Consider the following 26,150-nt stretch of genomic DNA (forward strand, 5'->3'; position numbering starts at 1 on the left):
CCTCGCACCCCCGCGGGTCCACTCTCCCCTTCCGCTCCCACGACGACGGGCACCATGACCGACCGCATCACGCTCCGCTTCCTCGCCGCCCCGCAGGACGCCACCGCCGACGGCCGCAGCGCCCAGGCCGGCCGCGTCCTCGAGTGGATCGACAAGGCCGGCTACGCCTGCGCCGTGGGCTGGAGCGGCGGCTACTGCGTGACGGCGTACGTCGGCAACGTCCACTTCACCCGGCCCATCTCGGTCGGCAACCTGATCGAGGCGACCGCCCGCGTCATCCACACCGGGCGCACGAGCATGCACGTGCTGGTGCAGGTCGCGCAGGCGGATCCGCGGACCGGCCTCTACGAGGGCGCCACGCACTGCCTCCTCGTGTTCGTGGCCGTCGACGACGAGAAGAGGCCGCGGTCGGTCCCGGAGTGGCGGCCCCGCTCGATCGAGGACCTGTCCCTCGCCGAGGGCGCCGCCGCGCGCATCGACGGCCGCCGACGGCTGCACGACGTGATGCGCGCCCAGGAGTACACCGAGGAGGGCACCGGTCCGCGGATCGTGTTCCGCTTCCTCGCGGCGCCGGGCGACGTCAACTGGGGCGGCAACGCCCACGGCGGGATCGTGATGCGCTGGATCGACGAGGCGGCCGACGCGGTCGCGCAGCGCTGGACCGGCCGCGACGCGGTGGCCGTCTACTCCGGCGGGATCCACTTCTACCGTCCGGTGCGCATCGGGCACCTCGTCGAGGTGGAGGCGCGCCTCATCCACACGAGCGCCCGGAGCATGCACCTGGCGGTGCACGTGCGCTCCGGGGACCCGCGGACCGGCGAGCTGGAGCTGACCACGCAGTGCCGGAGCGTCTTCGTGGTGCGGGGCGCCGACGGGGCGGCCGAGCCGGTTCCGCCTCTCGAGCTGCGGACCGAGGAGGACCGGCGTCTGGACGCCCATGCGCGCGAGCTGATCCTCCTGCGCGCGGCGCTGCCGTCGCTCCCGCTCGCGGGGACGGCCGGCGCTAGGGTCGGAGCGTGAAGCTGCCGATCCTCGTCCTCAACGGCCCGAACCTGAACCTGCTCGGCACCCGCGAGCCCGAGCTCTACGGCTCGGACACCCTCGCTGACGCCGAGGCGCTGGCGGCGGAGGCGGCCGAGCGGCACGGCTTCACGGTCGAGACCTTCCAGAGCAGCTCGGAGGGCGCGATCGTCGACCGGCTGCACGCGGCTCGCGGCTCCGTCTCGGGAGTGGTGCTCAACGCCGGGGCGTACACGCACACGTCGATCGCGATCCGCGACGCCGTCCTCGCGACCGAGCTGCCGATGGTCGAGGTGCACGTGAGCAACGTGCACCGGCGCGAGCCGTTCCGGCAGCACTCCTACCTCTCGGACGTCGCGATCGCCGTGATCGTCGGCGCGGGGATCGCCGGCTACGGCTACGCGGTGGACGTGCTCGCGCGGGCGGCGGAGAAGCGATGAGCGGCCTCGGACGCTCCTTCGGCAGCGCGGTCGACGCCTACGACCGCGGGCGGCCCGGCTACCCCGACGACGCCGTCGACTGGATCGTGGGGCACGCCCCCGCGCGGGTGGCGGGCGCCTTCGTCCCGGAGCGGGCCCGCGCGGCGGGAGCCGACGCCTCCGATCGGCTGCGCGCCGTGGACCTCGGCGCGGGAACGGGCAAGTTCACCGCGTCGCTCGCGTCCCGCGGCCTCGCCGTGACCGCGGTCGAGCCCGACGCGGAGATGCTCGCGCGGCTCGCCTCGAATCTGCCGGGGGTCCGCCCCGAGGAGGGGACGGCCGAGGCGATCCCCGCCGCGGACGCCTCCGCGGAGCTCGTCACCGCCGCGCAGTCGTGGCACTGGGTCGACGCCGAGCGCGCGGGAGCCGAAGTCGCCCGCGTCCTGGTGCCGGAGGGCGTGCTCGCGCTGGTGTGGAACATCCGCGACGAGTCGGTCCCCTGGGTGCGCCGGCTCGGCGAGGTCGCCGGGGCCTCCACCGCCGAGCGCTTCGAGACGCTCCGGCCGCCGCTCGGCTCCGCTCTCGAGCGGGTGGCGTTCGCGGCCTTCGAGTGGTCCTTCGAGCTGGACCGAGCCGGGGTGCGCGACATGTTCGCGTCCCGCAGCTACATCATCGCGATGCCCGACGAGGAGCGCGCCGCGGTCCTCGCGGCGGTCGACGCCGTGGTGGACGAGGAGTCGGGCGGGAGCGGGACCGTCGCGATGCCGTACTCGACGCGCGTGACGATCGCGCGCCGCTCCTCCTCCGCCTGACTCCGCGCCGCGCGCCGCGGACCGCCCCGCCCGCCGACTACCCTCGGAGGGCGCCGCACCGGCGCGAGCACCGAGAGCACGAGGAGAGACGCACGTGAGCATCATCGCCGCCGCAGACGGGTCCGCACTGGGCAACCCCGGCCCCGCCGGCTGGGCCTGGTACGTCGACGACGAGCGCTGGGCCGCGGGCGGCTGGTCGCACGGCACGAACAACATCGGCGAGCTCACCGCGGTGCTCGAGCTGCTGCGCGCGACCGCGCAGGAGGAGGAGCCGCTGCACATCCTCTGCGACAGCCAGTACGCCATCAAGGCCTGCACCGAGTGGCTGCCGGGCTGGAAGCGGAAGGGCTGGCGCAAGGCCGACGGCAAGCCGGTGATGAACGTCGAGATCATCAAGGCGCTCGACGAGGAGCTGCAGGGCCGGGCCGTCACCTTCGAGTGGGTGAAGGGGCACGCCAACCACCGGATGAACGAGGCCGCCGACGTCCGCGCCCGGAGCGCCGCGACCGCCTACCAGCGCCGGCAGCCCGTCGACGCCGGACCCGGATGGCCGACGGCCGCCGCCGCGCCCGCCGCGGCCGCCGCGCCCCCCGTCGAGGACTCCGCCACCCTCTTCTAGCCGCGTTCCCCCTGGGGCAGCCGCAGCAGCCCCGTCGCCACCAGCTCGCGCACCCGCGGCAGCACCGAGTCGGACACCGCCTCCTCCTCGACCTGGAGGAGCGAGGCGACCGCCGCCGCGATCGCCGCCACCGAGAGCTCGCCGTCGCAGGCGCCGACCACGGCGGCGAGCGCCGTGTCGACCTCCTCGACCCGGGCGAACCCGCCGCCCTGGCGCAGCCGCAGCACCGTCGGATCGTCGTTGCCCGGCCAGTAGTGCCGCTCCTCCGTGACGTCTCCGGCGACGACCAGGGCGAGACCCGCCAGAGCGCGATCGTCGATCGACGCGAGGGCCTCGGCCGCGTCGAGGCAGGCGGCGAGGTGGCCGCCCAGGCCCGCGGTCGCGACCGGCGTGGTGATCCGCTCGAGGCGGCGGATCGGCGGGCGGGGCTGCTCGGGCAAGCGGAGCGTGACGTAGCCGAAGCCGACGCCGGTCACCCCGCGCCGCTCGAAGTCGGTCAGCCAGGCGTCGACCAGCGCGTCGAACGCGGGGCCGCGAGTCGTGCCGCCGTCCCGGATCCAGGTCTCGGCGTAGACCGCCGGATCCTGACGCTCGCGCTCCACGACCCAGACGTCCAGAGGAGAGGCGGTCCCGCCCATCCAGGCGTCGAGCCCCTCGGGCCCCGCCTCGAGCGCCTGCTCCAGCGGGCTGCGGGCGTCGGCGAGCCAGTCCGCGATCCGGTCGAAGGCGTCCGCGCCCTCCCGGTACTCCCAGTTCCCCAGGAGCTGCGCGACACCGCCGGGCACCAGGTGCTCGGCTGCTCCGAGGATCACGCGGCGCACGATCTCGTCGCCCTCCAGCCCGCCGTCGCGGTACTCGTAGGAGGGGACGCCCTCGACTCGCGGCGTGATGACGAACGGCGGGTTCGTGACGATGTGGTCGAAGCGCTCCCCCGCGACCGGCTCGTAGAGGCTGCCGAGGCGGAACTCGATGTTCTCGATCCCGTTGAGCGCCGCGGTGAAAGAGGCGAGCGCGAGCGCGCGCTCGGAGATGTCGGTGGCGACCACCTGCTCGGCGTGGCGGGAGGCGTGCAGCGCCTGGATCCCGCAGCCGGTCCCCAGGTCGAGCACGCGGCCGACGGGCCGCTGGATCATCAGGCCGGTCAGCGTGAGGCTCGCGCCGCCGACGCCGAGCACGTGGTCCTCGTCGAGCGCGCGGCCGAGGGCGAGCTCCCCGAGGTCGGAGGCGATCCACCAGGAGGCAGCGCCGCGCTGGTCGACCACGTCGTAGGGGCGCAGGTCGAGGGCCGCGGTGACGACGGCTCCGGCCTCGACGCGCACCAGGCCGAGCTCCACCGCCCCCTCCAGCGCGAGAGCGCCGAACGCCTCGTCCGCGTCGTCGGCCGAGACGGGATCGGCCAGGAGGAACAGGCGGGCGAGGGTGGCCAGCGCGTCGTGGTCGCCGCTGCGCTCGAGGGCGCGGCGGGCGGGGACCCGGTCGCCGCGGTGCAGCGCCTCGGCCGCTTCGTCGCCCCAGAGCCCCCGCACGGCGTCCACGCCGTAGCGGGCGCGGATCAGGTCGTCGCGCAGGAGGGCGATACGGGCTCGGTCGAACGGGTCTGCGGAGAACACCGCTCCATCCTCCTGCACACGGGTCGGCCACCGGGGCCGCCGCGGCCGTACGATCGGAGGCATGCCGCTGACCGGAGAGTACGAACCCAGCACGTCCGAGTGGGCCCGCGAGCAGGCGGAGCTCTACGAGCGGACCGGCGGAGCCGAGGGGAACCTCCTCCGCGGCCGCCCCATCATCGTCCTGACCACCGTCGGCTCGAAGAGCGGGAAGCTCCGCAAGACCGCGCTGATGCGCGTCGAGCACGAGGGCGAGTACGTGGTCGTCGCGTCCAAGGGCGGCGCGCCCGAGCACCCCGTCTGGTACGGCAACATGCTCAAGGAGCCGCACGTCGAGCTGCAGGACGGGCCCGTGAAGAAGGACTACGCCGCGAGCGTGCTCGAGGGCGATCTGCGCGCGGCCTGGTGGGAGCGCGCGGTCGCCGCGTGGCCGGACTACGCCGAGTACCAGACGAAGACCGAGCGGCAGATCCCGCTCGTGCTGCTCACTCCCTGGTCCTGAGCGCGGCGGGCGGCTCGGCCCGTCGCTGAGGCGGCCGTCCTCCGGTCGAGGTCGCGCCGCACGGCAGGCGCCTCACGCGGGCGGCGAGCCCAGCGGATCCGGTCCGGCCTCAGACCCGGGCCGCGATGAGGTCGAGCACCTTCGGGCTCGAGAGCAGCGCGAAGTGGCCGACCACCGAGACCGCGATGTTCTCGTGCGCCCCGGCGAGGCGGCTCCCTCCGGGGATGTACTGGTCGCGCATCCCGTAGATCGACGTGATGCGCGCGTCGGCCTCGCGCTCAGCCAGCAGGGTGCGGATCAGCGGGCGGTGGGGCGCGAACTCCCGGAGCGCCCGCGCCGGGGCGATCCGTGCGAGCGACGAGCCGTTGAACGGGGTCGAGACGGCGATCATCCGCTCGATCCGCCCGTCCTCGCGGTCGTCGACGACCATCATGTGCTTGCCGATCAGGCCGCCCTTGCTGTGCGCGACGACGACGACTCCGCGCAGATCGTGCTCGCGCAGGTAGTCCTGGCCGAGTCCGGCCGACGCGACGATCGGCCGCGTGTTGTAGCCGAGCGCGGGCAGCACGTGGATCGGATGGCCCGCCGCGTGCAGCCTCTCGGCGATGGGCCGGAGGAACTGCCACGTCTCATAGATCCCGGGGATGAGCAGCACCGGAGCGCCGTCGCCGGACGCGTACCGCGACACGTCCCAGCCCTCCCGCAGGTGCACGAAGCGCGAGCCGTAGGCGTAGCGGTAGTCGCGGAGGTACGCGCGCCGCAGCGAGGTCGAGCGGCGCGGGCGGGCGGAGTCACGCGCCGGCATGGGCCCGCTCCAGCTCCGCGATGTCGAGGCGGCTCATCGCGAGCATCGCCTGCAGAGCGCGCGCGGACGCCTCGGGGTCGGCGCCTCCGAGCAGACGCGGGAGGACCTCCGGCACGATCTGCCAGGACAGCCCCCAGCGGTCGCGGAGCCAGCCGCACCGGCTCTCCTCGCCGCCGTCCGCGATCAGGGCGTCCCACAGCCGGTCGAGCTCGGACTGGCCGCCGACGGTCACGACGATCGAGACGGCCTCGGTGAACGGGAACCGCGGCCCGGCGTTGATCGCCTGGAACCGCTGCCCGTCGAGCTCGAACGTCACCGACAGCACCTCGCCGGGCGACGGAGAGCCCTCCGGCAGCACCTGGCTTCCGGTGATCCGCGAGTTCGGCACCAGCTCCGTGTAGAAGCGCGCCGCCTCCCCCGCGCCGTCGTCGAACCAGAGGAAGGTGCTGACCGCGCCCATCGGAGTCTCCGTCCTGCGCGGGAGGGTCTCCGCGGCTCCCTCAGTGTGCCGCGGAGGCGCGCTCCCCGCGACGGATCACAGCGGGTTGACGCCGAACGCCGTGGCCAGCTTGTCGATCTTCTTGGCGCGGCCCAGCCGGGGCAGGTCGCTGCCGTCGCGGATGACGCGGCCGCGGGCCTCGAAGTCGTCGAGGAAGTCGCGGGCCCAGGCGACGTCGGACGGCGTCGGGCTGATGACCTCGTTGATCACGGCGAGCTGCTCGGTGTCGAGGCAGAGCTTCCCGGTGAGGCCGAGCGAGACCGTGAGCGCGGACTGCTCGCGCAGCACGGGGTGGCTGTTCGAGACGGTCGGGCCGTCGATCGGGCCGGGCAGGTCGCCGATGCGCGAGGCGACGACCAGGCGCGAGCGCGGGTAGGCCATCGCGAGGTCGTCGGCGCTGGTGCCGGTGTCGCGGCGGTAGTCGCCGCTGCCGAACGCGAGGCGGAAGGTGCCGCGGGCGCGGGCGATCGAGACCGCCTCCTCGATGCCGAGGGCGGACTCGACCAGGGCGAGCACCGGGGTGGAGCCGCCGAGGCGATCGAAGGTCTCGGTGACGTGCTCAGCGGCCTCGGTCTTGGCGAGCATGACGCCGGCGAGGCCGGGCAGGCCCTTCAGCGCGTCGACGTCGTCGGACCAGAACGGGGTGGAGTGGTCGTTGATGCGGACCCAGGCGCGCTTCTCGCCGGTCAGCCACTCCGCGACGTCGGTCCGCGCGTCGGGCTTCGCCTTGGGGTCGACCGCGTCCTCGATGTCGAGGACGATCTGGTCGGCGCGGGACGCGTGCGCGGCGTCGAACGTCTCGGTGCGGGTGGCGTTCACCAGCAGCCAGGAGCGCGCGATCTCAGGGGCGACGTCGCGCCCCTTCCGCTTCGCGATGGCGGTGGTGGTGGTCTCGGGCAACGTCACGTTCGGGTCCTCTCGGTGGCGCGGTCCTCGCTCCGCGGACGCCACCGCTCTGCGACGGCGCCGGGGACAAGGGTAGCGGCTCCCCGTCGGCGGGGCTCCGGGCACTCCGGCGTCTCTCCACTCCGGGGCTGCGACGCCCCGAGCGCTCCGGATCAGCGGCCCTCCGGACGCTCCCACAGCGTCAGCACGGTCGTCGGCACCCGGATCCGCTCGCGCGCGACGAAACCCGCCTCAGCGAGCACCGCGTCCGCCTCGCCCTCCGGCAGCGCCTGCCAGACCCGGTCCTCCCCGGCGAGCGCGGCGCGCAGCGCCTGGCCCTCCAGCAGGACGTCCGAATACGTGCCCGTCGTCCTGTACGGAGCGGCGAGGGCGACATCGTCCACGCCCGCGAACGCCTCCGGGTAGGCGGCGAGCGCCAGGCGGGGCCGGAGCGAGACCGTCCCGGAGGAGCCGAGGAGGACGGCGTCGCCCGGACGGGCCCGCTCCTCGACGGCGGCCGCCAGACCGCGGAGGTCCTGCCCGGCCGGCTTCCCGGTGACCGTGCGCATCTGCACCAGGACCGGCAGGGCGGCCACCGCGATCAGGGCGAGGAGGGCGACGCCCGTCCGGGCCCTGAACGAGTCGAGCGCGAGGCCGAGGAGGACCGCGAGGGCGGGCGTGCTCGACGCGAGGTAGCGCGGAGTGAACATCGGCTCGACGAGGAGGGTCCCGAGCACCAGCACCGCCGTCGGCAGCACGATCCAGAGGACGAGGGCCGGCAGGAGCGGCCCGCGCATGCCGCCCCGCACCGCGGCGACCGCGAGGAGCGCGACGGCGATCCCGGCCAGCCACCACGCGGATCCGAAGAACGGCTCGACCAGGACGGTGAACGCGGTCACCGGCTGCGAGCGGAGCCAGCCGACCTGGCCGCTCTGCCCGGCGGCGAGGAGCAGCACCGGCACGGCGCCCAGTGCAGAGAGGGCGCTCGCCGGGAGAGCCCGCACGGCACCCCGGGGCGCCGCGGCCGCGGCGAGCGCGACGAGAGCCGGCAGCACCAGCACGGAGTAGAGGAACACCGCGTCCGCCAGACCCGCGACGGCCGCGAACGCGATCCAGCGCAGGGCTCCTCCGGAGCGGGCCGCCCGCACGACGAGGACCGCCGCTCCCACCACGAGCGCGGTGGCCAGAGCGGAGGATCGCGCCTCGGTCCCCGAGAACGAGGACCGCGGGAGCAGCACGAGCACCGCGGCGGCGAGGAGTGCCGCCCGGGGCCGGTCGAACGATCGCAGCAGGACGACGACGCCCGCCGCCGCCGCTCCCGCGGCGAGAGCGGACGGCGCCCGCACCGCGAGCTCCGACTCCCCGGCGATCGCGATCCAGCCGTGCATCATCAGGCCGTAGACCAGGTGCACCGCGTCCTTCTCCTGCACGAAGGCGAGGAGCTCCCCCACCGGGAGCCGCGCCAGGCGGAGGGTCGCGGCCTCGTCGTTCCAGTAAGAGGGGATCCAGGAGCCGACGAGGGTCAGCGCGGTGGCGAGGGCGAGGACCGCGCTCGCGGGCAGGGTCCGGAGCGCGCGCATCCCGCCAGCGTAGAGGCCGGGCTCAGCGCGCCGAGCGCTCGGCGAGACCCTTCGCGTACGCGGCCTGGCCGACGTGCTGCGTGTCGTCGTCGATCACCGAGACCAGCCGCACCCCGAGGGTCACCGGCGGATCCCACTGCTCGTCGACGACGCGCTCGAGGTCCTCGTCGCCGAGCGTGTCGAGGAGGGCGAGCGTCTGCCGGTGCACGGCGTCGGCGTACTCCGCGAGCAGCGCGGCCGGCACCGCGGCGAGCGCCGCCACCTCGGCCGGCTCCTGCCCGTAGCCGGTCTCGTCGGGCCCGAAGGGCAGGCCGGACCGGCCGTGGAAGCCGTCGGCCGTCCACACCTGCTCGTGGCCGGCGAGCGGGGCGAGGTGGTCGTCCTGCACCCGGACGAGATGCCAGACGAGCCAGGCGGGCGAGTTCGAGCGGGCGTCCGCGCGGAACGCGAGCTGATCGGGGGTGCTGTCGTCCAGGACGGCGTGCACGTTCTCGTGCACCCGGCCGAAGGCGTCGCGGAGGAGGTCGATGGCTGCGCTCATGCCGCCAGCCTGCCGCTCCCGCGCCCGGCGCGGCACCCCCTCCGCGCGCCTCGGAGGAAGTGCGGAGGCGGGTGCCCGATACTCGGCCCGTGACCTCCGGATCCTCGAACCTGGCGACGAAGCCGTGGCTGACCTCCTACGCGGAGGGCGTGCCCGCCGAGATCGACCCTCCCACCCAGACCCTCGTCGACCTGCTCGAGGACTCGATCGCGCGGTACCGCCGCGGCACCGCCCTCGAGTTCTTCGGCGCCGAGACCAGCTACGCCGAGCTCGGCGAGCAGGTCGCGCGCGCGGCGGAGGGCCTGCGGCGCCTCGGCGTGCGCGCCGGCGACCGCGTCGCGCTGGTGCTCCCGAACTGCCCGGAGCACGTGGTGGCGTTCTACGCCGCTCTCCGCCTCGGAGCGATCGTGGTCGAGCACAACCCGCTCTACACGCCGCGCGAGCTGCGGCGGCAGTTCGAGGACCACGGCGCCCGGTTCGCGGTCGTGTGGGACAAGATCGCCGACGTCGTCGCGACCATGCCCGCCGACCTGGGCATCGAGCGCGTCGTCTCCGTCGACCTCACCCGCTCCTTCCCGCTCGGCAAGCGCCTGGCGCTGCGGCTCCCCCTGCCGTCGGTGCGCCGGTCGCGCGAGAAGCTGACCGCGACCCCCCGCAGCCGCTCCCTGGTGCCCTTCGCGTCGCTGCTGAAGAACCGCCGCATCGCGCGCTCGCACCCCCGCCCGGTCCTCGGCGACACGGCCCTGCTGCAGTACACGAGCGGCACCACCGGGACGCCCAAGGGCGCGATCCTCTCCCACGCGAACCTCCGCGCGAACGCCCTGCAGGGCCGCGCCTGGGTGCCGGGCCTGCGCGAGGGCGACGAGACGTTCTACGCGGTGCTCCCCCTGTTCCACGCCTACGGCCTGACGCTGTGCCTGACCTTCGCGATCAGCATCGGCGCGAAGGTCGTGCTGTTCCCGACCTTCGACGTCGGCCTCGTGAAGGCGGCCGCGAAGTCGTCGCCGCCCACCTTCCTCCCCGCGGTGCCGCCCGTGTACGACGCGCTGGCCCGCGCCTCCGAGCGCCACGAGCTCGACCTGCGCGGCATCCGCTTCGCGATCTCGGGAGCGATGAGCCTGCCGGTCGCGACGGTCGACCGCTGGGAGCGCGCGAGCCGGGGACTCCTGGTCGAGGGCTACGGCATGACCGAGAGCTCGCCGGTCGCCCTCGGAAACCCGGTCGGCCCGACCCGCCGGCCCGGCACCGTGGGCGTGCCGTTCCCCAGCACGACGATCCGCCTCGTCGACCCCGCCGATCCGTCGGTCGACCGCGGCCCGGGCGAGTCCGGCGAGCTCCTGCTCCGGGGGCCGCAGGTGTTCCAGGGGTACTGGAAGCGGCCGGAGGAGACGGCCGAGGCCCTCCTCCCCGGCGGCTGGCTGCGCACGGGCGACATCGCGACCGTCTCGGCCGACGGCTTCGTGACGATCGTCGACCGGGCCAAGGAGCTCATCATCACCGGCGGCTTCAACGTCTCCCCCTCCGAGGTCGAGGGAGTGCTGGAGTCGCACCCGGACGTGACGCGCGCGGCCGTCGTCGGGCTCCCCCGCGAGGACGGCGGCGAGAGCGTCGCGGCGGCCGTGGTCCTGCGGGCCGGGACGGCCGTGGATCCGGAGGCGCTGCGCGACTTCTGCCGGCTGCACCTGACGCCCTACAAGGTGCCCAAGCGGATCGTCCCGGTGGACGAGCTGCCGACCTCGCTGATCGGCAAGGTGCTGCGCCGCCAGGTGCGCGAGAGTCTGCTGGACTGAGGCGACCGGAGCGGGCGGTGGCCCGCGAGGAGGAGGACGACATGGCGAGGATCGTGCAGTACGAGCGGATCGGCGGGCCCGAGGTGCTCGAGACCGTCGAGGCGCCGGAGCCCGAGGCGGGGCCCGGCACCGTGGTGGTCGCCGTCCGCGCGGCCGGCGTGAACCCGATCGAGTGGAAGGTGCGCTCCGGCCTGCGCCCGAGCCCGCCGTTCGACGGTCCGCGGAGGCTCGGGTCGGACGGCTCCGGCGTGGTCTCCGCCGTCGGTCCGGGCGTGACCGGTTGGAGCGTCGGAGACCGGGTGATCGTCAGCGGCGCCACCGGCACCTACGCGACCGCCGTCGCGGTCTCCCCCGACTCCCTCGATCCGCTCCCCGACGGACTCGGCTTCGAGGAGGCGGCCGCGCTCGGCATCCCGGTCTCCACCGCCTACCAGGCGGTGGTCTCGCTCGGCGTCGCGGAGGGATCGACGTTCGTGGTCCACGCGGGCGCCGGCGCGGTAGGACGGGCGGCGATCCAGTTCGCCGTCGACCGCGGAGCCCGGGTGATCGCCACGGCGAGCCCGGCGAACCACGAGGCGCTGCGCGCGCTCGGAGCGGTGCCGGTCGCCTACGGGCCCGGGCTGCTCGAGCGGCTGCGCGCCGCAGCGCCCGAGGGCGTCGACCGCGTGCTCGACGCGGCCGGGACGGACGAGGCGCTCGCCGCCTCGCTCGCGCTGGTGGCGGATCCGCAGCACGTCGGAACGGTGGTCGCCGGCCCTCGTGCGGCAGAGCTGGGCATCCGGGCGTGGAGCGGCGGCAGTCCCGTGCCGCTGACCGAAAAGGAGCAGCGCCTCCGCCGCGAGGGCGTGCCGCTCGCCGCCCGGCTGGCGAGCGAGGGGCGCTTCGCGGTCGCGACCGGTCCGCGCCTCCCGCTCGAGCAGGCCGCCGAGGCGCATCGGCTCAGCGAGGACGGCCACGTCCGCGGGAAGATCCTGCTCGTTCCCTGACCCGGGCCGGCATCCGGCATCCGTCTCCCCACCGCTTCCCCCGCTCTCACCGTCGAGAAGGAGTCCCCGTGTCCACTGACGACACCACCCCCGTGATCCTGGGGGGCGCCCGCACCCCGTTCGCCCGCTTCTCCGGGGCCTTCGCGCCGCTCTCGGGCGTCGAGCTCGGCGCCGCTGCCATCCGAGGGGCTCTCGAGCGCTCGGGCGCCTCCGCGGCCGACGTCGACGCGGTCGTGCTCGGCCAGGTGATCCAGGCCGGAGCCGGTCAGGGCCCCGCCCGGCAGGCCGCGGTCCTCGCGGGCCTGGGCTGGGACGTCCCGGCGGTCACGATCAACAAGCTCTGCCTGTCGGGTCTCACCGCGGTGATCGACGCGGCGCGGATGATCCGGCTCGGCGAGGCGCAGGTGGTCGTCGCCGGAGGGCAGGAGTCGATGACCAACGCGCCGCACCTCCTGCTCGGATCCCGCTCGGGCCTGGGTGTCGGTCCGCGTCCGCTCGAGGACGCACTCCTTCACGACGGCCTGCTCGATCCGTTCGACCGCCGCCTGATGGGGAGGGTGACCGACGACGGCAACGCCGCACGGGGCATCCGCCGCGAGCGCCAGGACGCCTTCGCCGCGCTCTCGCACCAGCGGGCCGCCGCGGCACGGTCCACCGGCGTGCTCGCCGAGGAGATCGTGCCGGTCGCGGTGCCGCAGCGGCGCGGACCAGACCTCGTCGTGTCCGCCGACGACGGGATCCGGGAGGACAGCACGGTCGAGACGCTCGCCCGGCTGGCCCCCGCGTTCTCAGCCGAGGGCACGATCACCGCGGGCAGCTCGTCACCGATCACCGACGGTGCCGCCGCGCTGGTCGTCGTGTCCCGCGGCTGGGCCCGCGAGCGGGGACTGCCCTGGCTCGCGACCGTCGCCGAGCACGGGCAGGTCGCCGGACCGGACAACTCCCTCCACTCGCAGCCGTCGGCGGCGATCCTCCAGGCGCTCGGCCGCCGCGGTGCAGCGGTGTCCGACCTGGACCTGATCGAGATCAACGAGGCGTTCGCCTCCGTCGTCCTCCAGTCGGCGGACGATCTCGGCGTCGAGCCCGAGACGGTCAACCTCGACGGCGGGGCGATCGCGCTCGGCCACCCGGTGGGCGCCTCCGGAGCACGGCTGGCCCTGCACCTGGCGCTGGCCCTCCGTCGCCGGGGCGGCGGGCTCGGCGTCGCCGCGCTCTGCGGCGGAGGCGGCCAGGGCGAGGCGCTGATCCTCGAGGACTGACCGGCGGTCCGCCCCCAGGAGCGCGTCGGCGCCTCCGGCTACGCTCGCGGGATGAGCATCCTGAGCGCCGACGGCCTCGCCTTCGTCACCGAGCGCCACCTGGCCACCCTCTCCACCCCCGGCCGCCAGGGCCGCCTGCACGTGGTCGCCGTGGGCTTCACCTACGAGGACGGCGTCGTCCGCGTCATCACCTCCCGCGAGAGCCAGAAGGTGCTCAACGTCCGGCGGGGCGGCACCGCGACGGTCGGGCAGGTCGACGGCATCCGGTGGCTGAGCCTGGGCGGTCCGGCCACGATCGAGGAGGAGCCGGACGCCGTGCAGCACGCCGTCGAGCTCTACTCCCAGCGCTACCGCACCCCGCGCCCGAACCCCCTCCGCGTCGCGATCCGCATCGACGTCGACTTCGCCCTCGCCTCCTCCGGCCTGCGCGCGGAGTAGCCGGGTGGCCCGCGGCGACGCGCTGGGCGGGGGCGGCGCCGTCTCCTCCCTCCGCACCTACCGCTACGTCCGCCTCTCCCTGGTGGCGGCCGTGGTGCTCCTCACGGCCGGCCTCGTCCACCAGCTCGTCGTCGGAGGCCCGCTGCGCTCGATCAGCGCCTCGTACTACACCCCGGTCCGCTCCCTCTTCACCGGGGCGCTCTTCGCGGTCGGCGTCGCGCTGGTCGTCCTCGCCGGGAGGAGCGTGCGGCGCTTCCTCCTGCTGCTGGCGGGCATGACGGCGCCGGTCATCGCGATCGTGCCGGTGCCCCTCGCCTCGGAGGAGCTGCAGCGCCTCCAGGGAGCGGTGTGCCCGGCGGGAGGGGCGTCGTGCCTTCCCGCGACGGCCGCGGGTGAGGTCGCCGCCTCCCTGCCCGCCTACCTGGTCACGGCCGCGGCCGTCCTCGTCGCCTCCGTGATCCTGCTCGCCCTCGACCGGGTCCTCGACCGCTGGGCGCTCGTCCGCACCGCGATCGCCGCCGCCCTCCTGATCGCTCTGGCGGCCTGGAGCACGCTCCCGTCGTTCCTGCGGCTCGGCCACTACGCCGCCGCCGGCGTCTTCTTCCTCCTCATCGCCGTCACCGCGGGTCTGCACGCCGTCGCGGTGCGCGAGGAGGGAGCGAGCGGGCCGGGGACGCCGCGCTTCTACTCCCGCTGCTACGCCGTTCTCGCGGTGCTGATCGCCGCGGTCGATGCGGCGCTGGTGCTCCTGCTTCTCACGGAGCGGGGAGCGGAACTTCTCGGCGAGCAGTGGCTCCTGCTCGGCGAGGCCGTCGCGCTCGCCCTCTTCGGGATCTTCTGGGTGCTGCAGACCGTCGAGAACTGGGATCGTCCCGACGTGCTGCTCGTCGCGCCGGGCTGAGGGGGCCGGTGACGGACGGCCCCCTCAGCCGCTCAGCGCTTGAGGGTGATCGAAGAGCTCCGCCCGAGGTTCCCTGCGGCGTCGTAGGCGTGCGCGACGATCGCGTACCGCCCGGCCGGGTAGGAGGAGGCCGAGACGGTCAGGCGCCACGTGCCGTCCGACGCCCTCGTCGCGTCGCCCAGCCGCGTGGCTCCGCTCCAGAAGCTCAGCTTCGTCGTGCCGACGTCGTCCTTGGCGGTGGCGACCAGGGTGACAGAGCCGCGCACCGTCGATCCGCTCGTCGGCGCGGTGATGACGGTCTTCGGAGCCGTCGTGTCGCGCGACGGCGCGGGCGAGCCCGTGGGTGCCGGAGCAGGAGCCGCGGTGGGCGCCGACGTGGGAGTCGGGGTCGGGGTCGGAGCCGGTTCGTCGCCGAGGCCCCAGGCCGTCCACAGCTCCTCCGCGATCATCGCCTGGCCGGCGACGTTCGGGTGGAAGTAGTCGACGTCCGTCGAGAGCTGGTCGAGCGAGATCGGAGCCGCCGTGAGGGCGCCGCCGTCCCAGACGCAGTCGTTCGCGGCGGATGCGCAGGCCGATTCGAGTGCCTCGTTGAAGGCGGCCTCCCGGTCCTCCGCCGCCGCGAGCGAGGCAGTGTAGGCCGAGCCGGTCAGCGGGGCTCCGGTCGTGGCGTCGACTCCGCGCTGGGTCCGGCAGACCCCGCCCCAGGCCCAGATCGCGGCGCCCGGCGTCGGCTTCACGGCCTCCCACTCCGACTCGATGTCCGGGACCGAGCCGACGAGCACCGTCGCCTCCGGCCACTCCTCGCCGATCGAGCGCAGGATCCGGGTCGCCGACGCGGCGAAGGAGGCCGCGGGCGTCATCGCGTAGCCGTCGCGGGAGTCGGGCGAGAGGCTCAGCGAGCAGAGGTCGTTGCCGCCGATCAGCAGCGTGACCACGTCCGGCTCCTCCCCGGCCGCGACCGCGGCGTCGATCCGCGACTCGACTCCGCTGATGACCGCGCCCGACTTCGCGTAGTTCACCGCGCGGACCGCCGTCCGCGGATCCGCCGCCGCCATCCGGTTCGCGATCGAGTCGACCGCGGGCGCCGATCCCGTCGCCCAGGAGTTCTCGACGCAGTCGCGGTTCACCCCGCAGGTCGTGGCCGCGCGCGTGATCGAGTCGCCGAGCGCGAGCAGCGTCTGCGTCCCGGACGCCTGCGCCGGCGGTGCCGCCAGGAGCCCCGCCAGGAGCGCGATCGCCCCCGCGCCGACCCCTGCTGCTCTCCGCCGTGCCCTGTGTGCTGTGGTCCCCATGTCGTCCCGTCCCCTGGTCGTCCATCGTTCGAGTGCCTCGCGTGCTGCGAGAGCACGAGGGGCGAGCGTACGTCGCCGCGGCTCCCCCGACGGACCGGAGGAGGGCGGCTCCCGTCAGGCGCGGCCCGGATGGGGGACACGGAGGACGCACGGAGGCGAGCGGCCCACAGCTTCGGGCGCCCGATCGTCAGGACCTGCACGACCGGCCCGCGCGCTCTCCCGCCCGGAGAGCACGTGGACCGACGGCTCCTCCTCGATACTCTGAAGCGATGATCGGCCGTCGCCGTGGAGGGAAGAGGGATCAGCATGGACTACTCGAACGAGGACGATCTCAAGCAGAGGATCGGTATCGACTCTTGGAGGAATCTGTCGAAAGAGAAGTTCATAGCGTTCGCATCCGAGCTGCCGAACATGAGCGAGGAGCTCGCCCTGAAGGTCGTCGAGCAGTTCCCGGATTTCAAGAATCTCGTCCTCGACTCGTTCAGTGAAGTGCGAGATCAGGCGAGTTCAGCCGTTCGAGCCAACTGGAAGAGTCAGAAGAAGGTTCACAGGGCCTTCGCCGAGTACCGCGCCGTCCTGAACCGCGAACTGGATCGTGACACCCTGAGCGCGGCGGACCGCTACTCGGTCCTTCGGCTGTTCAAAGAAGCGATCGACGACGAAGCACTCAAGGATTCGGAGCACAAGGCGTTCGTGCTCCGGGCACTGGGCATCGTCGCGATGGTCGCAGTCGCCGGAGTCTCGACGGGAGTCGCCGTCCTCGGCGGTCGAGCCAGGATCGGCGGAGACGCCTAGTACCGAAGCCGATCCAACGGACCACTTCTCCGCCGACGAGCGCGTCGAGGCCGCGAGGCGGTCGACCCGCCGAACAGGCGAGGTTCCCGATCCGGCCGCCGGGAGAACGCAGAAGGCCCGCTCTCTCGAGCGGGCCTTCCGTGGTGGTGGATCCGAGGGGATTCGAACCCCTGACCTCTTCATTGCGAACGAAGCGCGCTACCAACTGCGCCACGGACCCGTGCCTTCCGAGCCGTCACCGGCCCGAACAACTCGTCCACACTAGCACGGACGAGCAGGCGCCTCGCACTCGGGTCAGGCCCCGCGGCGGCGCTGCAGCGCCTGGTCGAGGTCGATCGCGTCGACGCCGTCCACGACGCCCATCGCGGCGAAGCGGGAGGAGGGACGCGGCGCCTCGGGAGCGGGAGCGGCAGCACGCGGGACGCGCAGCGGCGCCACCTCGGGAGCGGTCGCGGCGGCGCGCTGGGCGAGCTCCGCTTCCGCCGCGGCGGTGCGCAGGCGCTCCACGGCGTCGATCGACGCCATCGCGGAGGCGGCGACCGTGCCCCGGGAGAGGTAGAGCGGCTTGGGGAGCGGCTGCGGCGTCCAGCTCGCACGGTCCTCGGCGAGCTCCTCGGAGGCGTCGTCCGCCGCCTCCTCGGCGAGCTCGGCCTCGAAGACCTCGGCGCGCCGGCGCTCGGTCGCGGCGGCCGTCGTCGCTGTTGCGGCCGGAGCGGCCGCGCGCCGGCGACCCGGAGCCAGCAGGATCAGCGTGCCGAGCCCCGCGACGGCGAGGAGCAGGCCGACGAGCGGCACCGCACCCGTGCCGCCGAAGGGCAGCATCACGAGCCCGACCAGCGCGGCGACCGCCCCGACCAGCACGGCCAGCGCGGCGCCCTGGCGCCAGCGCAGGACCGAGGGCCCTGACCGCGTGCTCCGCCGTGCGCTCGCGGTCGCCCGTCGCAGCGCGTCGCGCGCCGCCTTCTCCGCCTGTGCCAGCTCCATCGCCTGTGCCTTCTCTTCGGCTCGTCGTCGTGTCTCGGTCACCCGGAGCCGGCGCTGCTGCAGCGCCACCTCGCGGGCCGTCGCCTCCGCACGCACGTGCTCGGGCACTTCCGCGGTCTCGGCGAGGATCCGCAGCGTCTGCTGCAGCCTCACCGCGTTGCGCTCGGTCGCGTTGTACGACCGCCTGCGCATCCACGTGGGGATCAAATAGGCGACCCACAGAACGGCGGCGAGCGCCCAGACGACGCCCCCGCCCAGCCAGTCGCTACTCATGCGGACAACGCTAGGAGCACCGGGCACTCCCGTCCGTCATTACGGGTAGGTGTGTCCGTGCGGATCGCGGATCAGTCGGGGCCCCGTCGGAGGGACACCGGCGCCGTCGGAGGGTCCGGAGAGACCCGAGCGGCGCGAGGCGCGGAGATCCGCGTCGGTCGGCACGCCGACCTCCGACGGGACCTGCCCGTCGAGGTAGCGGCGGAGCACGCCGCGGGGCACCTCCTCCGCCACGAGGGCGAAGCAGAAGTGGTCGCGCCAGTCGCCGTTGATGTGGATGAAGCGTCGCCGCAGGCCCTCGTAGCGGAAGCCGAGCTTCTCGACCACGCGCAGGCTCGGCCGGTTCTCCGGGCGGATGCAGATCTCGATCCGGTGCAGCCCCAGGTCGAGGAAGGCGTGGTCGGCCGCGAGGGCCACGGCGATCGGAGTGATCCCCCGCCCGGCGTAGCGCTCGGACACCCAGTAGCCGATCGACCCGGAGGAGAGCGAGCCGTACCCGATGTTCGAGATGTTGAGCTGCCCGGCGAGCTCGCCGTCCCAGTCGATGAGGAACGGCACTCCCCCGCCGGCCCGCGCGTTCTGCTGCAGCGAGCGGATGCTGGCGCGCACGTCGAATGCGGCGCCTCCCCGGGGGTCGGACGCCTCCCACTGGCGCAGCCACGACCGGTTCGCGATCAGCTCCCGCTCGAGAGGGCGGGCGTCGCGCACGCGGATGGGGCGGACGGTGACACGACCCTCGGTGAGCGTCGGGATCGGGAGCGGCATGATGCGACCCTACTGCTCCACCGCACTGCGGGAGGGGGACTGGACTCCGGGGCGTTCCGTGCTTCCGTGGAACGGAGGAACGGACGGGATCCCCCGCCTCAGCAGGGGGTCCCGTCCGTTCCGGAGGCGCGCTCGCCGGGGCTCAGAGGCCGGCGACGAAGTCCTTCAACCAGGGCTTGAGGTCCTTGCCGAGGTCGTCGCGGTCGGAGGCGAGCTGCACGATGGCCTTGATGTAGTCGAGCTTGTCGCCGGTGTCGTAGCGGCGGCCGCGGAACACGACGCCGTAGACGCCGCCGAACTCGGCCGGATCCTGGGCCATGCGCTCCAGCGCGTCGGTCAGCTGGATCTCGCCGCCCTTGCCCGGAGCGGTATGCTCGAGCACGCCGAACACGTCGGGCTTCAGCACGTAGCGGCCGATGATCGCGAGGTTCGAGGGGGCGTCCTCCTTGGAGGGCTTCTCGACCAGCCCGGTGATCCGCACCACGTCGTCCTCGTCGGTCGCCTCGACCGCCGCGCAGCCGTAGAGGTGGATCTGGTCGGGGTCGACCTCGAGCAGCGCGACCACCGTGGTGTCGCGCTGCTCGGCGACGTCGATCATGCGGGAGAGCAGCGGGTAGCGGGCGTCGATCAGGTCGTCGCCGAGGAGCACGGCGAAGGGCTCGTCGCCGACGTGACGTTGCGCACGGGAGACCGCGTGGCCGAGGCCCTTCGGCTCGCCCTGACGGACGAAGTGCACGTCGGCGAGGTCGCTGGCGTACTTGACGTGCTCGAGCTTCTTGTCGTCCTTCTTCTGGGACAGGTTCTGCTCGAGCTCGGGCACCGAGTCGAAGTGGTTGGCGAGCGCGTTCTTGTTGCGCCCGATGATCACGAGCACGTCCTGGAGGCCGGCGTCCGCCGCCTCCTCGACCACGTACTGGATCGCCGGCTTGTCGACGACCGGCAGCATCTCCTTGGGGATGGCCTTCGTCGCCGGCAGGAAGCGGGTGCCGAGACCTGCGGCGGGGATGACTGCTTTGCGGATTCGAGTGCCCATGGGGCGCCATCCTAGCGGCGGGGGAAGTCGCGGGAGTTTCGCGCCAGGACCGGCGACGGAAGGCGCCGGACCCCGTTCCGGGGCGGTCCGGGACGAGCGTCCCTCAGGGTCGTCCGCGCGGAGGCCGGCGCGGGGCCCGGTTCTAGACTGAGCGCATGCCAGTCGACATCACGCACGAGAAGCGGGCGCTGCGCGCCGAGCTGCGCGAGCGCCGCCGCACGCAGACCTCGACCGCTCGCGAACAGGCCGCGGAGCAGATCACCGCCCACCTGATCGAGCTCGCCACCCGCGTGGGGGCCCGCTCCCTCGCGTGCTACCTCTCCGCTCCGGACGAGCCGAGCACCCGGCCGTTCCTGGGCTGGGCCGAGAGCCACGGCATCCGCGTCCTCTTCCCCGTCTCGCGCCAGGACGGCCTGCTCGACTGGGCGGTCGGCGACGGCCACACCGAGACCCAGGGCCTGTTCGGCATGCCCGAGCCCGTCGGGCAGCTGCTCGGCCCCATCGCGATCAACGACGTCGACCTCATCGTCGTCCCGGCCGCCACCGTCGACCGGCAGGGGATGCGGATGGGCTGGGGGCGCGGCTACTTCGACAAGACCCTCGGCTCGATGGAGAAGTGCCCGCCGGTCTACGCCGTCGTCTTCGACAGCGAGCTCGTCGACCGGGTGCCCAGCGAGGTCCACGACCAGGCCGTCGACGGAGTCGTCACTCCCTCCGGCATCGTCGACCTGCGCCACTGACCCCGTCCTCCTTCTCCCCCACCCGCCTCCGAGGAGCCCCCTGTGCCCACCTACTCCTACCGCTGCACGCAGTGCGGCAACGCCTTCGACATCCAGCAGAAGTTCACTGACGACACGCTCACTGAGTGCCCGAGCTGCCAGGGGGCGCTGCGTAAGGTGTTCAGCGCGGTCGGCGTGACCTTCAACGGCTCGGGCTTCTACCGCACCGACTCCCGCTCCAGCGGGAAGTCGAGCGAGGGCGGCTCCTCCTCCTCGGGTGCCGGCTCGTCCGGCTCGGGCGCATCCGGCTCCGGCTCATCCGACTCGTCGTCGGGCTCCTCGGGATCGGGCGGCTCCTCCTCCGGATCCTCGGGTTCATCGGGCTCGGGCGGCTCCTCGTCCGGCTCGGGGTCCTCGGGCTCCGGATCGTCCTCCTCCTCGTCGTCCTCGGGCTCCTCCGGGTCCTCCTCCTCGGGTTCCTCCTCCGGGAGCTGACCCGCCACCCACCGCTCACGGCAGAAACGGAACGATCATGATCAACGGCTTCAAGGAGTTCATCCTCCGCGGCAACGTCATCGACCTGGCTGTCGCCGTGGTCATCGGCGCCGCTTTCACGACCATCGTCAACGCGATCGTGACGGGGATCTTCAACCCGCTCATCGGCGTGATCTTCGACGCCTCCTCCCTCGAGGCCCTGGTCTGGCCCATCCGACCGGGAGAGAACGGCGAGGACCCGACCGTCATCGCCTACGGCTCGGTCGTCTCGGCCCTGATCCAGTTCGTGATCGTCGCCTTCGTCCTCTACTTCGCGTTCGTCCTGCCGATCAACCACCTCAAGAACGCCGCGTTCGCCAAGAAGGCCGCCGACGCCCCCGCCGCGGAGGACAAGGCCCCCACCGAGCTCGAGCTCCTCGCCGACATCCGCGATCTGCTCGCCAACAATGGCACCGCAACCACCGCGAACTCCGGCAAGCACGTCGACTGAGTCGCTCTGTCTTCTTCCGCCGGAGGCGGAAGAAGACCGCGGTCGGCTTCCCGATGGAGAGCGTTCCGTGGAGCGGTGTGCGAACAGTGCGTTCGAAACGCTGGCACGCGTTTCGGACGACACCTGCACCCTCGGTAGGTCGCCTATCGGGGCCTTCAGCGTCTCCGGCGGGGACTGATCGTTCCTGTGTCCACGCCTTCATCGGACATCGCCGGGCATGAGGCGGAAAGCGGTCGATCAGCTAGGCACCGGACGGACGCGATCGTCCGCAGGCACCGGACGGGAAGCAGCCGGTCACCGTCGCCGGGTCCGACGTGAGCGGTCGCCGGACAGCGGCGTGACGCGTTCGCTCGTCGAGGCGGGGCGCGGCGGGGTGAGGTCCGAGGTCGTCGACGGGTCGAGCGCCGACTCGCGGATCACCGACCGGTCCGGCTGACGTCAGTAGTGCGGGGGGACGTCCTGGCGCAGGCGCGCGTCGTTCGGGCCGGTGTCGGGGCGCGCGGGCGACGCGGAGGGGTCGGCGACCGGAGCGTCGTGCGGGGACGGATCGGTGCCGGGCTTCGCGGGGAGCGTCGCCCGCCGACCGCCGCGGGTGCGCCGCAACGGGCGGTCGGCACCCGCGGGGGCGTCGGGATCCGGCGCCACGATCAGTCGCGCGGCAGCGGCTCGACGGGCTGCGTCTCCCCCGATGCCGGAGCGGCGGCGGCGGCAGGAGCGGCGGGAGCAGCAGGAGCCTCGCCGGCGGCGGGAGCAGCGGTCTGCTCCTCCCCCGCGGTCGCACCGATCAGCCCGGCCACCCGCGCGGCCACGGCCTCGGGGTCGGCGAACAGCTCGAAGTTGTGCACCCGCAGGTAGTGCCAGCCCAGCCGGCGCAGCAGCTCCGGACGCAGGCGCAGCGACACGCGCAGGCTCTGCGTGCTCACGTCGCGGTCGGTCTCGACCACCACGGCACGGGTCCCGTGCGCGGCGACGAGGGCCAGCTTGCCCTTGTGCCCGATGTTGACCCGGAGTCCGCGGCGCTCGAGGCGCGCGGCGAGATCCACCAGCATCGGCTCCGAGTAGTCGTCGCGGTCGCTCGGCTGGACGCGGTCCTCCGCCTCCTGCAGCACCTGCGCGAGCGCGACCATGCCGTAGCGCATGCGCGACTCGTCGATGTCGCCCGGGCGGAAGCACGAGACGATGTCCATCGAGCGGCGGGCACGGGTCATCCCGACTGCCAGCAGGCGCTCTCCGCCCGGCTCCGCGAGAGCGCCGAAGTTCGACAGCAGGCGGCCGTGGGGCGTCCGGCCGTAGCCGATCGAGAAGATGACGCGGTCGCGGCTCTGCGCGACCGACTGCTCCAGCGTCACGACGGCGAAGGGCTCGGGACGATCGCCGAGGATGAAGTCGCTCAGATCGGTGCGCTTGGCGAAGGCCGTCAGCACCGCCTGCTGCACCCGCACGGCGTGGCGAGGACTCGCGGTGATGACCATCAGCGACTCGCGCGGACGGATCACGGCGTGCTCGAGCACCAGCTCGACCACCTTCGCGACCTCGGCGTCGACGGACTCGACGGCTCCGGAGTCGTTCTCGGGCATGCCGTGCCCGCTCGCGATGTAGTGGAAGCGGAGCGAGTCGTGTCCGAGGAACGAGCCGGCCCAGGGCAGCGAGTCGATGCGGCCGCCGTAGAAGCGGCGGTTGACCAGCTCGGCCAGGTCCTCGCCGCCCGCGCGGTAGCTGCGGGTGAGCGTGACGGTGTTGAGCAGCTCGCCGAGTCGGGCGAGCGCCGACTGGGCGTGCAGCGCCTCCACGTCGGTCCGCGAGGCGGTGGAGCCGAACTCCGGCGTCTCGTCGACGCGAAGGCCGAAGGGAGTGGGGGTCTGCGTGACCGGGTCGCCGAACGCGACGACCTGCTTCGCCCGGCGGATCGCTCCGACGTTCTCGGCCAGCGTGGTCGCCCCGGCGTCGACGAGGAACACCGCGTCGAAGGTCGTCTCGGTGCCGATGCGGTGCACCTCGTACGGCGAGGCGAGCCAGGCCGGAGCGAGCACGCGCGAGAGGTGCGGAGCGGCCTTCTGCAGCTCCTGAGGGGTCGTCGCCGCCTCGGTGCGCAGCAGCGCGCGCAGCGCGTCGCGCTCCTGCGGCCAGTCGACGAGCCCGATCTTCCAGGTCTCGGAGAGCTTCCAGGCCAGCAGCTCGGCGCTCGAGGCGGCGTGCGCCTCGTCGACGAGCTTGAAGTCGGCCTCGAGCCGGTCGAGCACGCTCGTGTTGCCGCCGAGCAATGCGCGCTCGTCGGTCAGCATGATCTCGAGCGCCGAGCGCCACCAGGCCAGGTCCAGCTCGCCCGCGACCAGCTCGGCCGGCACGTGGCGGCGCGAGAGGTCGGTGAGCAGCGGGTCCAGGCCCCAGTCGCGCAGGGTGGCGAGGAGGGTCGTCCGCTCCTGGAGGTTGGCCAGCACCTCGCTGTCCTCGGCGAGGCCGGACACCATCGAGGCCAGCTCCGCGAGAGGGAGCGAGGCGAGCTGCAGGTTCGTCCCGCGGCGGCCGAGCGGCTCGTCGAGACGGCTCAGCTGGTCGGTCACCTGCTGGTAGGCCACCTGCACGTCGGCGACGCCGACCGGGACCTCGGGGATCGTGCCGGCGACCGCGTAGCGCTGCCACAGCGTCCGCTGCTGCTGCACCCGGCGGAGCGCCGCGTTGAGGTCGGTGACGTGCGCGCCGGGACGCAGGTACTCGCGCGCGAGCTTCTTCAGGCGCCGGCGGTTGGTGGACGACATCTCGGCGGCCTCGCGGCGCGGCGAGGTGGCGACGATGAGGTCCTGGATCGAGCGGTCGAAAACGGCCGGCTGGAACTTGTCCAGCGTCTCGCGGACGTCCTGCAGCAGGCGCAGGTAGATGCCGAGCTCGGCGACCGACTCGAACGGGCGCATCCGCGTCTGGCCGATGACGTCCTGGGCGCGGTCGAGCAGGCGCGGCAGGTCGCGCAGGTGCAGGCGCTTGGCCAGCTCGTGGGCGATCTCGGCGTCGGCGGTGGAGTCGAACTGGGCCCCGTACCAGGGCGAGTCGCCCGGGCCGTAGCGGAACTCGCCCAGGCGCGCCGACTCGATCAGCATCCGGGTCGCCTCGGGGCGGCTGTGCGCGAGAGCGGTGACGGAGCGGCGGTCGAGGCGGGCGGCGGTCGACGGGGGCGTCCGCAGCTGCGAGAGGCGGGCGAGCTCCTCGAGGGCCTGCAGCGCCGAGACGCCGAAGCTCTCGTCGCGCCGGGAGAGCGCGCCGCGGTAGTCGAGCAGCACCTTCCGCAGCCGGAGCAGGGCGTCGTCGATCTCGCTGACGGAGGGGCGCGCGGCCTTCTCGTTGCGGCCGATCGACTGGATGAGGTCGCGGCGGAGCGTGCGGGGCCCGACTGCGATGCCGCCCAGGCCCGCCGAGAGCAGGCGCTGGTGGATGCTGTCGAGGCTCGACCGGCGGGCGCTGACGACCAGCACGCGCTTGTGCTGGGCGGCCAGGGCGCCGATCGCGTTGACGATGGTCTGGGTGCCGCCCGTGCCGGGAAGGGTCTTCACGACGAGCGAGTTGCCGGCCGCGATGTTCGCGATCACCTGCTCCTGCTCGGCGTCCGCGTCGAGGAGGAGGTTGTCGGTCGCCGGAGGACGCTCGTCCTGCGGGATGATCGACGCCACCTTCTGCGACTGCTGCAGCGCCCGCTTGGCGGCCGGGTTCCCGGCGACGGCGTCGAGGACCGGGTGCTCGAGCATCCGGGCGTCGCGGAGCATGTCGCCCGCCACGTCGGCGAAGCTCGAGACCACGAGGCGCGGGTGCACGGCGAACCACGGCAGGTGCGAGGTCAGGCCGCGCAACTGGTCGATGACCGGCTGCGGCTTGAAGACGCCGTTCTGCACGGCCAGCTCGACGAACTGCTCGGGGTCGATCGTGATGCCGAACTGCTGCTTGAGGGCGCGCGCGAGCTGCGGATTGAAGTAGGGCTGGCCCTTGAGCTTGAGCTCGAAGTCGCGGCCGTAGCGGCGGATGGCGAGCGGGCGCAGGAGCACGGGTGCGGTGAACTCCGTGTCGCCGGCGCGCCACTGGGCGAGGCCGATGGCGAGGTGGACGCCCTCGATGCCGCGGACCGAGCGCAGCTCGATCCCCTTGTCGGTGATCGCACCCGCGGCGTTCTTCGCGGTGCGCAGGGCGAGCTCGTCGCGGATGAGCGAGGAGAGGAGCGTCGTCTTGCCCGAGATGAACGGGGGCAGCCCGCCGGGGTGCGTGGTCGAGAGCTCGATGCGCGTCCGGGGCGAGTCCACGAAGTGGAGCAGGGGCGACGGACCGCCGACCTTGGCGAGCTCGTCGCGCCACGACTGCCACACCGGATCGGCCACGTTGCCGCCCTGGTAGCCGGCCTCGCCGCTTGTCACCTGCACGGGAGAGGTCGCCGTCGGGGAGAGCCGATGCGCGGACGCCTCCCCCTGGTCACCGGATTCGGGTGAGGTCGCCACCGGTCCGGCTCCTGGGAAATCGTCGACTCGTTGCACACGGACACCCTAAACCGGGCACCTCCGAAAGGCCGTAGCGACGCGGGTCGGCGGCATGGCACCTCCGAACGGCTCACCTGCCTGGAGCATCGGAGGAACGCGGAGCCCAGGGTCGGATCGGCGAGCGCGCCCG

General features: G+C 73.5%; 26 protein-coding genes, 1 tRNA gene and 1 pseudogene. 14 read left to right on the forward strand and 14 right to left on the reverse strand.

Features of this window, described 5'->3' with window-relative positions; all coding sequences use genetic code 11:
• The first annotated feature begins 54 nt into the window (after positions 1-54).
• The 4 genes from C5C57_RS01775 to C5C57_RS01790 all read left to right on the forward strand — a co-directional run bounded on the left by C5C57_RS01775 (position 55) and on the right by C5C57_RS01790 (position 2,870).
• Entirely contained in the window at positions 55-1,020 is a 966-nt protein-coding gene (locus C5C57_RS01775) for an acyl-CoA thioesterase (protein ID WP_104288103.1), read from the forward strand.
• Positions 1,017-1,460 (forward strand): type II 3-dehydroquinate dehydratase, encoded by a 444-nt coding sequence (gene aroQ, locus C5C57_RS01780; protein WP_104238317.1) that lies wholly within the window; start codon positions 1,017-1,019, stop codon positions 1,458-1,460. Before C5C57_RS01775 ends, aroQ begins: the two co-directional genes overlap by 4 nt.
• Positions 1,457-2,251, forward strand: a complete 795-nt coding sequence (locus C5C57_RS01785) for a class I SAM-dependent methyltransferase (RefSeq protein WP_104288102.1) — start codon at positions 1,457-1,459, stop codon at positions 2,249-2,251. Before aroQ ends, C5C57_RS01785 begins: the two co-directional genes overlap by 4 nt.
• A 94-nt stretch (positions 2,252-2,345) precedes the next feature.
• Positions 2,346-2,870 carry a ribonuclease H gene (locus C5C57_RS01790; RefSeq protein ID WP_104223203.1) on the forward strand — a complete coding sequence of 175 codons (525 nt, stop codon included), beginning with the start codon at positions 2,346-2,348 and terminating at the stop codon, positions 2,868-2,870.
• On the opposite strand, the gene C5C57_RS01795 is transcribed toward C5C57_RS01790, so the two are convergent.
• Positions 2,867-4,480, reverse strand: coding sequence for a methyltransferase (locus C5C57_RS01795; protein ID WP_258063265.1), 1,614 nt, complete (start codon positions 4,478-4,480; stop codon positions 2,867-2,869). The two genes, C5C57_RS01790 and C5C57_RS01795, sit on opposite strands and share 4 nt — an antisense overlap.
• A 61-nt stretch (positions 4,481-4,541) precedes the next feature.
• Between C5C57_RS01795 and C5C57_RS01800 the strand changes: the two genes are divergently transcribed.
• Entirely contained in the window at positions 4,542-4,979 is a 438-nt protein-coding gene (locus C5C57_RS01800; protein WP_104223205.1) for a nitroreductase family deazaflavin-dependent oxidoreductase, read from the forward strand.
• Positions 4,980-5,088: 109 nt separating this feature from the next.
• Here C5C57_RS01800 and C5C57_RS01805 read toward each other — a convergent pair whose 3' ends face one another.
• The 5 genes from C5C57_RS01805 to C5C57_RS01825 form a co-directional block, all read right to left on the reverse strand.
• Entirely contained in the window at positions 5,089-5,784 is a 696-nt protein-coding gene (locus C5C57_RS01805) for a triacylglycerol lipase (protein WP_104249466.1), read from the reverse strand.
• Positions 5,771-6,244 (reverse strand): VOC family protein, encoded by a 474-nt coding sequence (locus C5C57_RS01810; RefSeq protein WP_104223207.1) that lies wholly within the window; start codon positions 6,242-6,244, stop codon positions 5,771-5,773. Before C5C57_RS01810 ends, C5C57_RS01805 begins: the two co-directional genes overlap by 14 nt.
• 75 nt (positions 6,245-6,319) lie before the next feature.
• Positions 6,320-7,183 (reverse strand): CoA ester lyase, encoded by an 864-nt coding sequence (locus tag C5C57_RS01815; RefSeq protein ID WP_208543400.1) that lies wholly within the window; start codon positions 7,181-7,183, stop codon positions 6,320-6,322.
• 158 nt (positions 7,184-7,341) lie between these two features.
• Entirely contained in the window at positions 7,342-8,748 is a 1,407-nt protein-coding gene (locus tag C5C57_RS01820) for a glycosyltransferase family 39 protein (RefSeq protein WP_104297207.1), read from the reverse strand.
• A gap of 22 nt (positions 8,749-8,770) precedes the next feature.
• Complete coding sequence (locus tag C5C57_RS01825) at positions 8,771-9,289, reverse strand: DinB family protein (protein ID WP_104223209.1); 519 nt, start codon at positions 9,287-9,289, stop codon at positions 8,771-8,773.
• An 89-nt stretch (positions 9,290-9,378) separates the two neighbouring features.
• Between C5C57_RS01825 and C5C57_RS01830 the strand changes: the two genes are divergently transcribed.
• The 5 genes from C5C57_RS01830 (at position 9,379) to C5C57_RS01850 (ending at position 14,663) form a co-directional block, all read left to right on the forward strand.
• Positions 9,379-11,079: a long-chain-fatty-acid--CoA ligase gene (locus C5C57_RS01830; RefSeq protein ID WP_104288099.1), complete on the forward strand. Its 1,701-nt coding sequence runs from the start codon at positions 9,379-9,381 to the stop codon at positions 11,077-11,079.
• A 41-nt stretch (positions 11,080-11,120) separates the two neighbouring features.
• Positions 11,121-12,065, forward strand: a complete 945-nt coding sequence (locus C5C57_RS01835; RefSeq protein WP_104288991.1) for an NADP-dependent oxidoreductase — start codon at positions 11,121-11,123, stop codon at positions 12,063-12,065.
• A gap of 68 nt (positions 12,066-12,133) precedes the next feature.
• On the forward strand, positions 12,134-13,324 hold the full coding sequence (locus C5C57_RS01840; RefSeq protein ID WP_104288098.1) for an acetyl-CoA C-acyltransferase: 1,191 nt from the start codon (positions 12,134-12,136) through the stop codon (positions 13,322-13,324).
• Positions 13,325-13,375: 51 nt separating this feature from the next.
• On the forward strand, positions 13,376-13,762 hold the full coding sequence (locus C5C57_RS01845) for a pyridoxamine 5'-phosphate oxidase family protein (protein WP_104223212.1): 387 nt from the start codon (positions 13,376-13,378) through the stop codon (positions 13,760-13,762).
• 4 nt (positions 13,763-13,766) lie between these two features.
• Entirely contained in the window at positions 13,767-14,663 is an 897-nt protein-coding gene (locus tag C5C57_RS01850) for a hypothetical protein (RefSeq protein ID WP_104297208.1), read from the forward strand.
• Positions 14,664-14,695: 32 nt separating this feature from the next.
• Here the strand turns inward: C5C57_RS01850 and C5C57_RS01855 are convergent, their stop codons facing one another.
• Positions 14,696-15,955, reverse strand: a complete 1,260-nt coding sequence (locus C5C57_RS01855; protein ID WP_104297209.1) for a GDSL-type esterase/lipase family protein — start codon at positions 15,953-15,955, stop codon at positions 14,696-14,698.
• A 306-nt stretch (positions 15,956-16,261) separates the two neighbouring features.
• Here C5C57_RS01855 and C5C57_RS01860 point away from each other — a divergent pair, with 306 nt between their 5' ends.
• On the forward strand, positions 16,262-16,750 hold the full coding sequence (locus C5C57_RS01860; RefSeq protein WP_104226443.1) for a hypothetical protein: 489 nt from the start codon (positions 16,262-16,264) through the stop codon (positions 16,748-16,750).
• A 144-nt stretch (positions 16,751-16,894) separates the two neighbouring features.
• Here C5C57_RS01860 and C5C57_RS01865 read toward each other — a convergent pair.
• The 4 genes from C5C57_RS01865 to galU form a co-directional block, all read right to left on the reverse strand.
• Positions 16,895-16,970 (reverse strand) — tRNA-Ala (locus C5C57_RS01865).
• Positions 16,971-17,044: 74 nt separating this feature from the next.
• Positions 17,045-18,007, reverse strand: coding sequence for a hypothetical protein (locus tag C5C57_RS01870; RefSeq protein WP_104223216.1), 963 nt, complete (start codon positions 18,005-18,007; stop codon positions 17,045-17,047).
• 39 nt (positions 18,008-18,046) lie between these two features.
• A complete protein-coding gene (locus tag C5C57_RS01875; protein WP_104223217.1) occupies positions 18,047-18,772 on the reverse strand; it encodes a GNAT family N-acetyltransferase in 726 nt (241 codons plus the stop codon).
• A 142-nt stretch (positions 18,773-18,914) separates the two neighbouring features.
• The gene (galU, locus tag C5C57_RS01880; protein WP_104297210.1) at positions 18,915-19,805 is read right to left on the reverse strand and encodes a UTP--glucose-1-phosphate uridylyltransferase GalU; all 891 of its coding nucleotides are present in this window, start codon (positions 19,803-19,805) and stop codon (positions 18,915-18,917) included.
• A 155-nt stretch (positions 19,806-19,960) separates the two neighbouring features.
• Here galU and C5C57_RS01885 point away from each other — a divergent pair, with 155 nt between their 5' ends.
• Positions 19,961-20,545 (forward strand): 5-formyltetrahydrofolate cyclo-ligase, encoded by a 585-nt coding sequence (locus C5C57_RS01885; RefSeq protein WP_104297211.1) that lies wholly within the window; start codon positions 19,961-19,963, stop codon positions 20,543-20,545.
• Positions 20,546-20,587: 42 nt separating this feature from the next.
• Positions 20,588-20,728, forward strand: a pseudogene (locus tag C5C57_RS18590) (FmdB family zinc ribbon protein); the annotation flags it as partial.
• A 14-nt stretch (positions 20,729-20,742) separates the two neighbouring features.
• Here the strand turns inward: C5C57_RS18590 and C5C57_RS18595 are convergent.
• Positions 20,743-21,027, reverse strand: coding sequence for a hypothetical protein (locus C5C57_RS18595; RefSeq protein WP_308471459.1), 285 nt, complete (start codon positions 21,025-21,027; stop codon positions 20,743-20,745).
• Positions 21,028-21,056: 29 nt separating this feature from the next.
• Between C5C57_RS18595 and mscL the strand changes: the two genes are divergently transcribed.
• A complete protein-coding gene (gene mscL, locus C5C57_RS01895) occupies positions 21,057-21,509 on the forward strand; it encodes a large conductance mechanosensitive channel protein MscL (protein ID WP_181027096.1) in 453 nt (150 codons plus the stop codon).
• A 438-nt stretch (positions 21,510-21,947) separates the two neighbouring features.
• Here mscL and C5C57_RS01900 read toward each other — a convergent pair whose 3' ends face one another.
• Together C5C57_RS01900 and C5C57_RS01905 are read right to left on the reverse strand one after the other, a co-directional pair.
• The gene (locus C5C57_RS01900; protein WP_104246712.1) at positions 21,948-22,154 is read right to left on the reverse strand and encodes a hypothetical protein; all 207 of its coding nucleotides are present in this window, start codon (positions 22,152-22,154) and stop codon (positions 21,948-21,950) included.
• A 2-nt stretch (positions 22,155-22,156) separates the two neighbouring features.
• Entirely contained in the window at positions 22,157-25,981 is a 3,825-nt protein-coding gene (locus C5C57_RS01905; protein ID WP_374952906.1) for a DEAD/DEAH box helicase, read from the reverse strand.
• Positions 25,982-26,150 lie beyond the last annotated feature (169 nt).

This window comes from Rathayibacter sp. AY1C5, from assembly GCF_002931705.1.
Lineage (GTDB): Bacteria > Actinomycetota > Actinomycetes > Actinomycetales > Microbacteriaceae > Rathayibacter.

Coding starts and splice junctions, on each gene's coding strand:
- C5C57_RS01775 (WP_104288103.1), top strand. CDS start 55: ATGACCGACCGCATCACGCTCCGCTTCCTCGCCGCCCCGCAGGACGCC.
- C5C57_RS01785 (WP_104288102.1), top strand. CDS start 1,457: ATGAGCGGCCTCGGACGCTCCTTCGGCAGCGCGGTCGACGCCTACGAC.
- C5C57_RS01800 (WP_104223205.1), top strand. CDS start 4,542: ATGCCGCTGACCGGAGAGTACGAACCCAGCACGTCCGAGTGGGCCCGC.
- C5C57_RS01805 (WP_104249466.1), bottom strand. CDS start 5,784: ATGCCGGCGCGTGACTCCGCCCGCCCGCGCCGCTCGACCTCGCTGCGG.
- C5C57_RS01810 (WP_104223207.1), bottom strand. CDS start 6,244: ATGGGCGCGGTCAGCACCTTCCTCTGGTTCGACGACGGCGCGGGGGAG.
- C5C57_RS01820 (WP_104297207.1), bottom strand. CDS start 8,748: ATGCGCGCGCTCCGGACCCTGCCCGCGAGCGCGGTCCTCGCCCTCGCC.
- C5C57_RS01825 (WP_104223209.1), bottom strand. CDS start 9,289: ATGAGCGCAGCCATCGACCTCCTCCGCGACGCCTTCGGCCGGGTGCAC.
- C5C57_RS01835 (WP_104288991.1), top strand. CDS start 11,121: ATGGCGAGGATCGTGCAGTACGAGCGGATCGGCGGGCCCGAGGTGCTC.
- C5C57_RS01845 (WP_104223212.1), top strand. CDS start 13,376: ATGAGCATCCTGAGCGCCGACGGCCTCGCCTTCGTCACCGAGCGCCAC.
- C5C57_RS01855 (WP_104297209.1), bottom strand. CDS start 15,955: ATGGGGACCACAGCACACAGGGCACGGCGGAGAGCAGCAGGGGTCGGC.
- C5C57_RS01860 (WP_104226443.1), top strand. CDS start 16,262: ATGGACTACTCGAACGAGGACGATCTCAAGCAGAGGATCGGTATCGAC.
- C5C57_RS01870 (WP_104223216.1), bottom strand. CDS start 18,007: ATGAGTAGCGACTGGCTGGGCGGGGGCGTCGTCTGGGCGCTCGCCGCC.
- C5C57_RS01875 (WP_104223217.1), bottom strand. CDS start 18,772: ATGCCGCTCCCGATCCCGACGCTCACCGAGGGTCGTGTCACCGTCCGC.
- galU (WP_104297210.1), bottom strand. CDS start 19,805: ATGGGCACTCGAATCCGCAAAGCAGTCATCCCCGCCGCAGGTCTCGGC.
- C5C57_RS01885 (WP_104297211.1), top strand. CDS start 19,961: ATGCCAGTCGACATCACGCACGAGAAGCGGGCGCTGCGCGCCGAGCTG.
- mscL (WP_181027096.1), top strand. CDS start 21,057: ATGATCAACGGCTTCAAGGAGTTCATCCTCCGCGGCAACGTCATCGAC.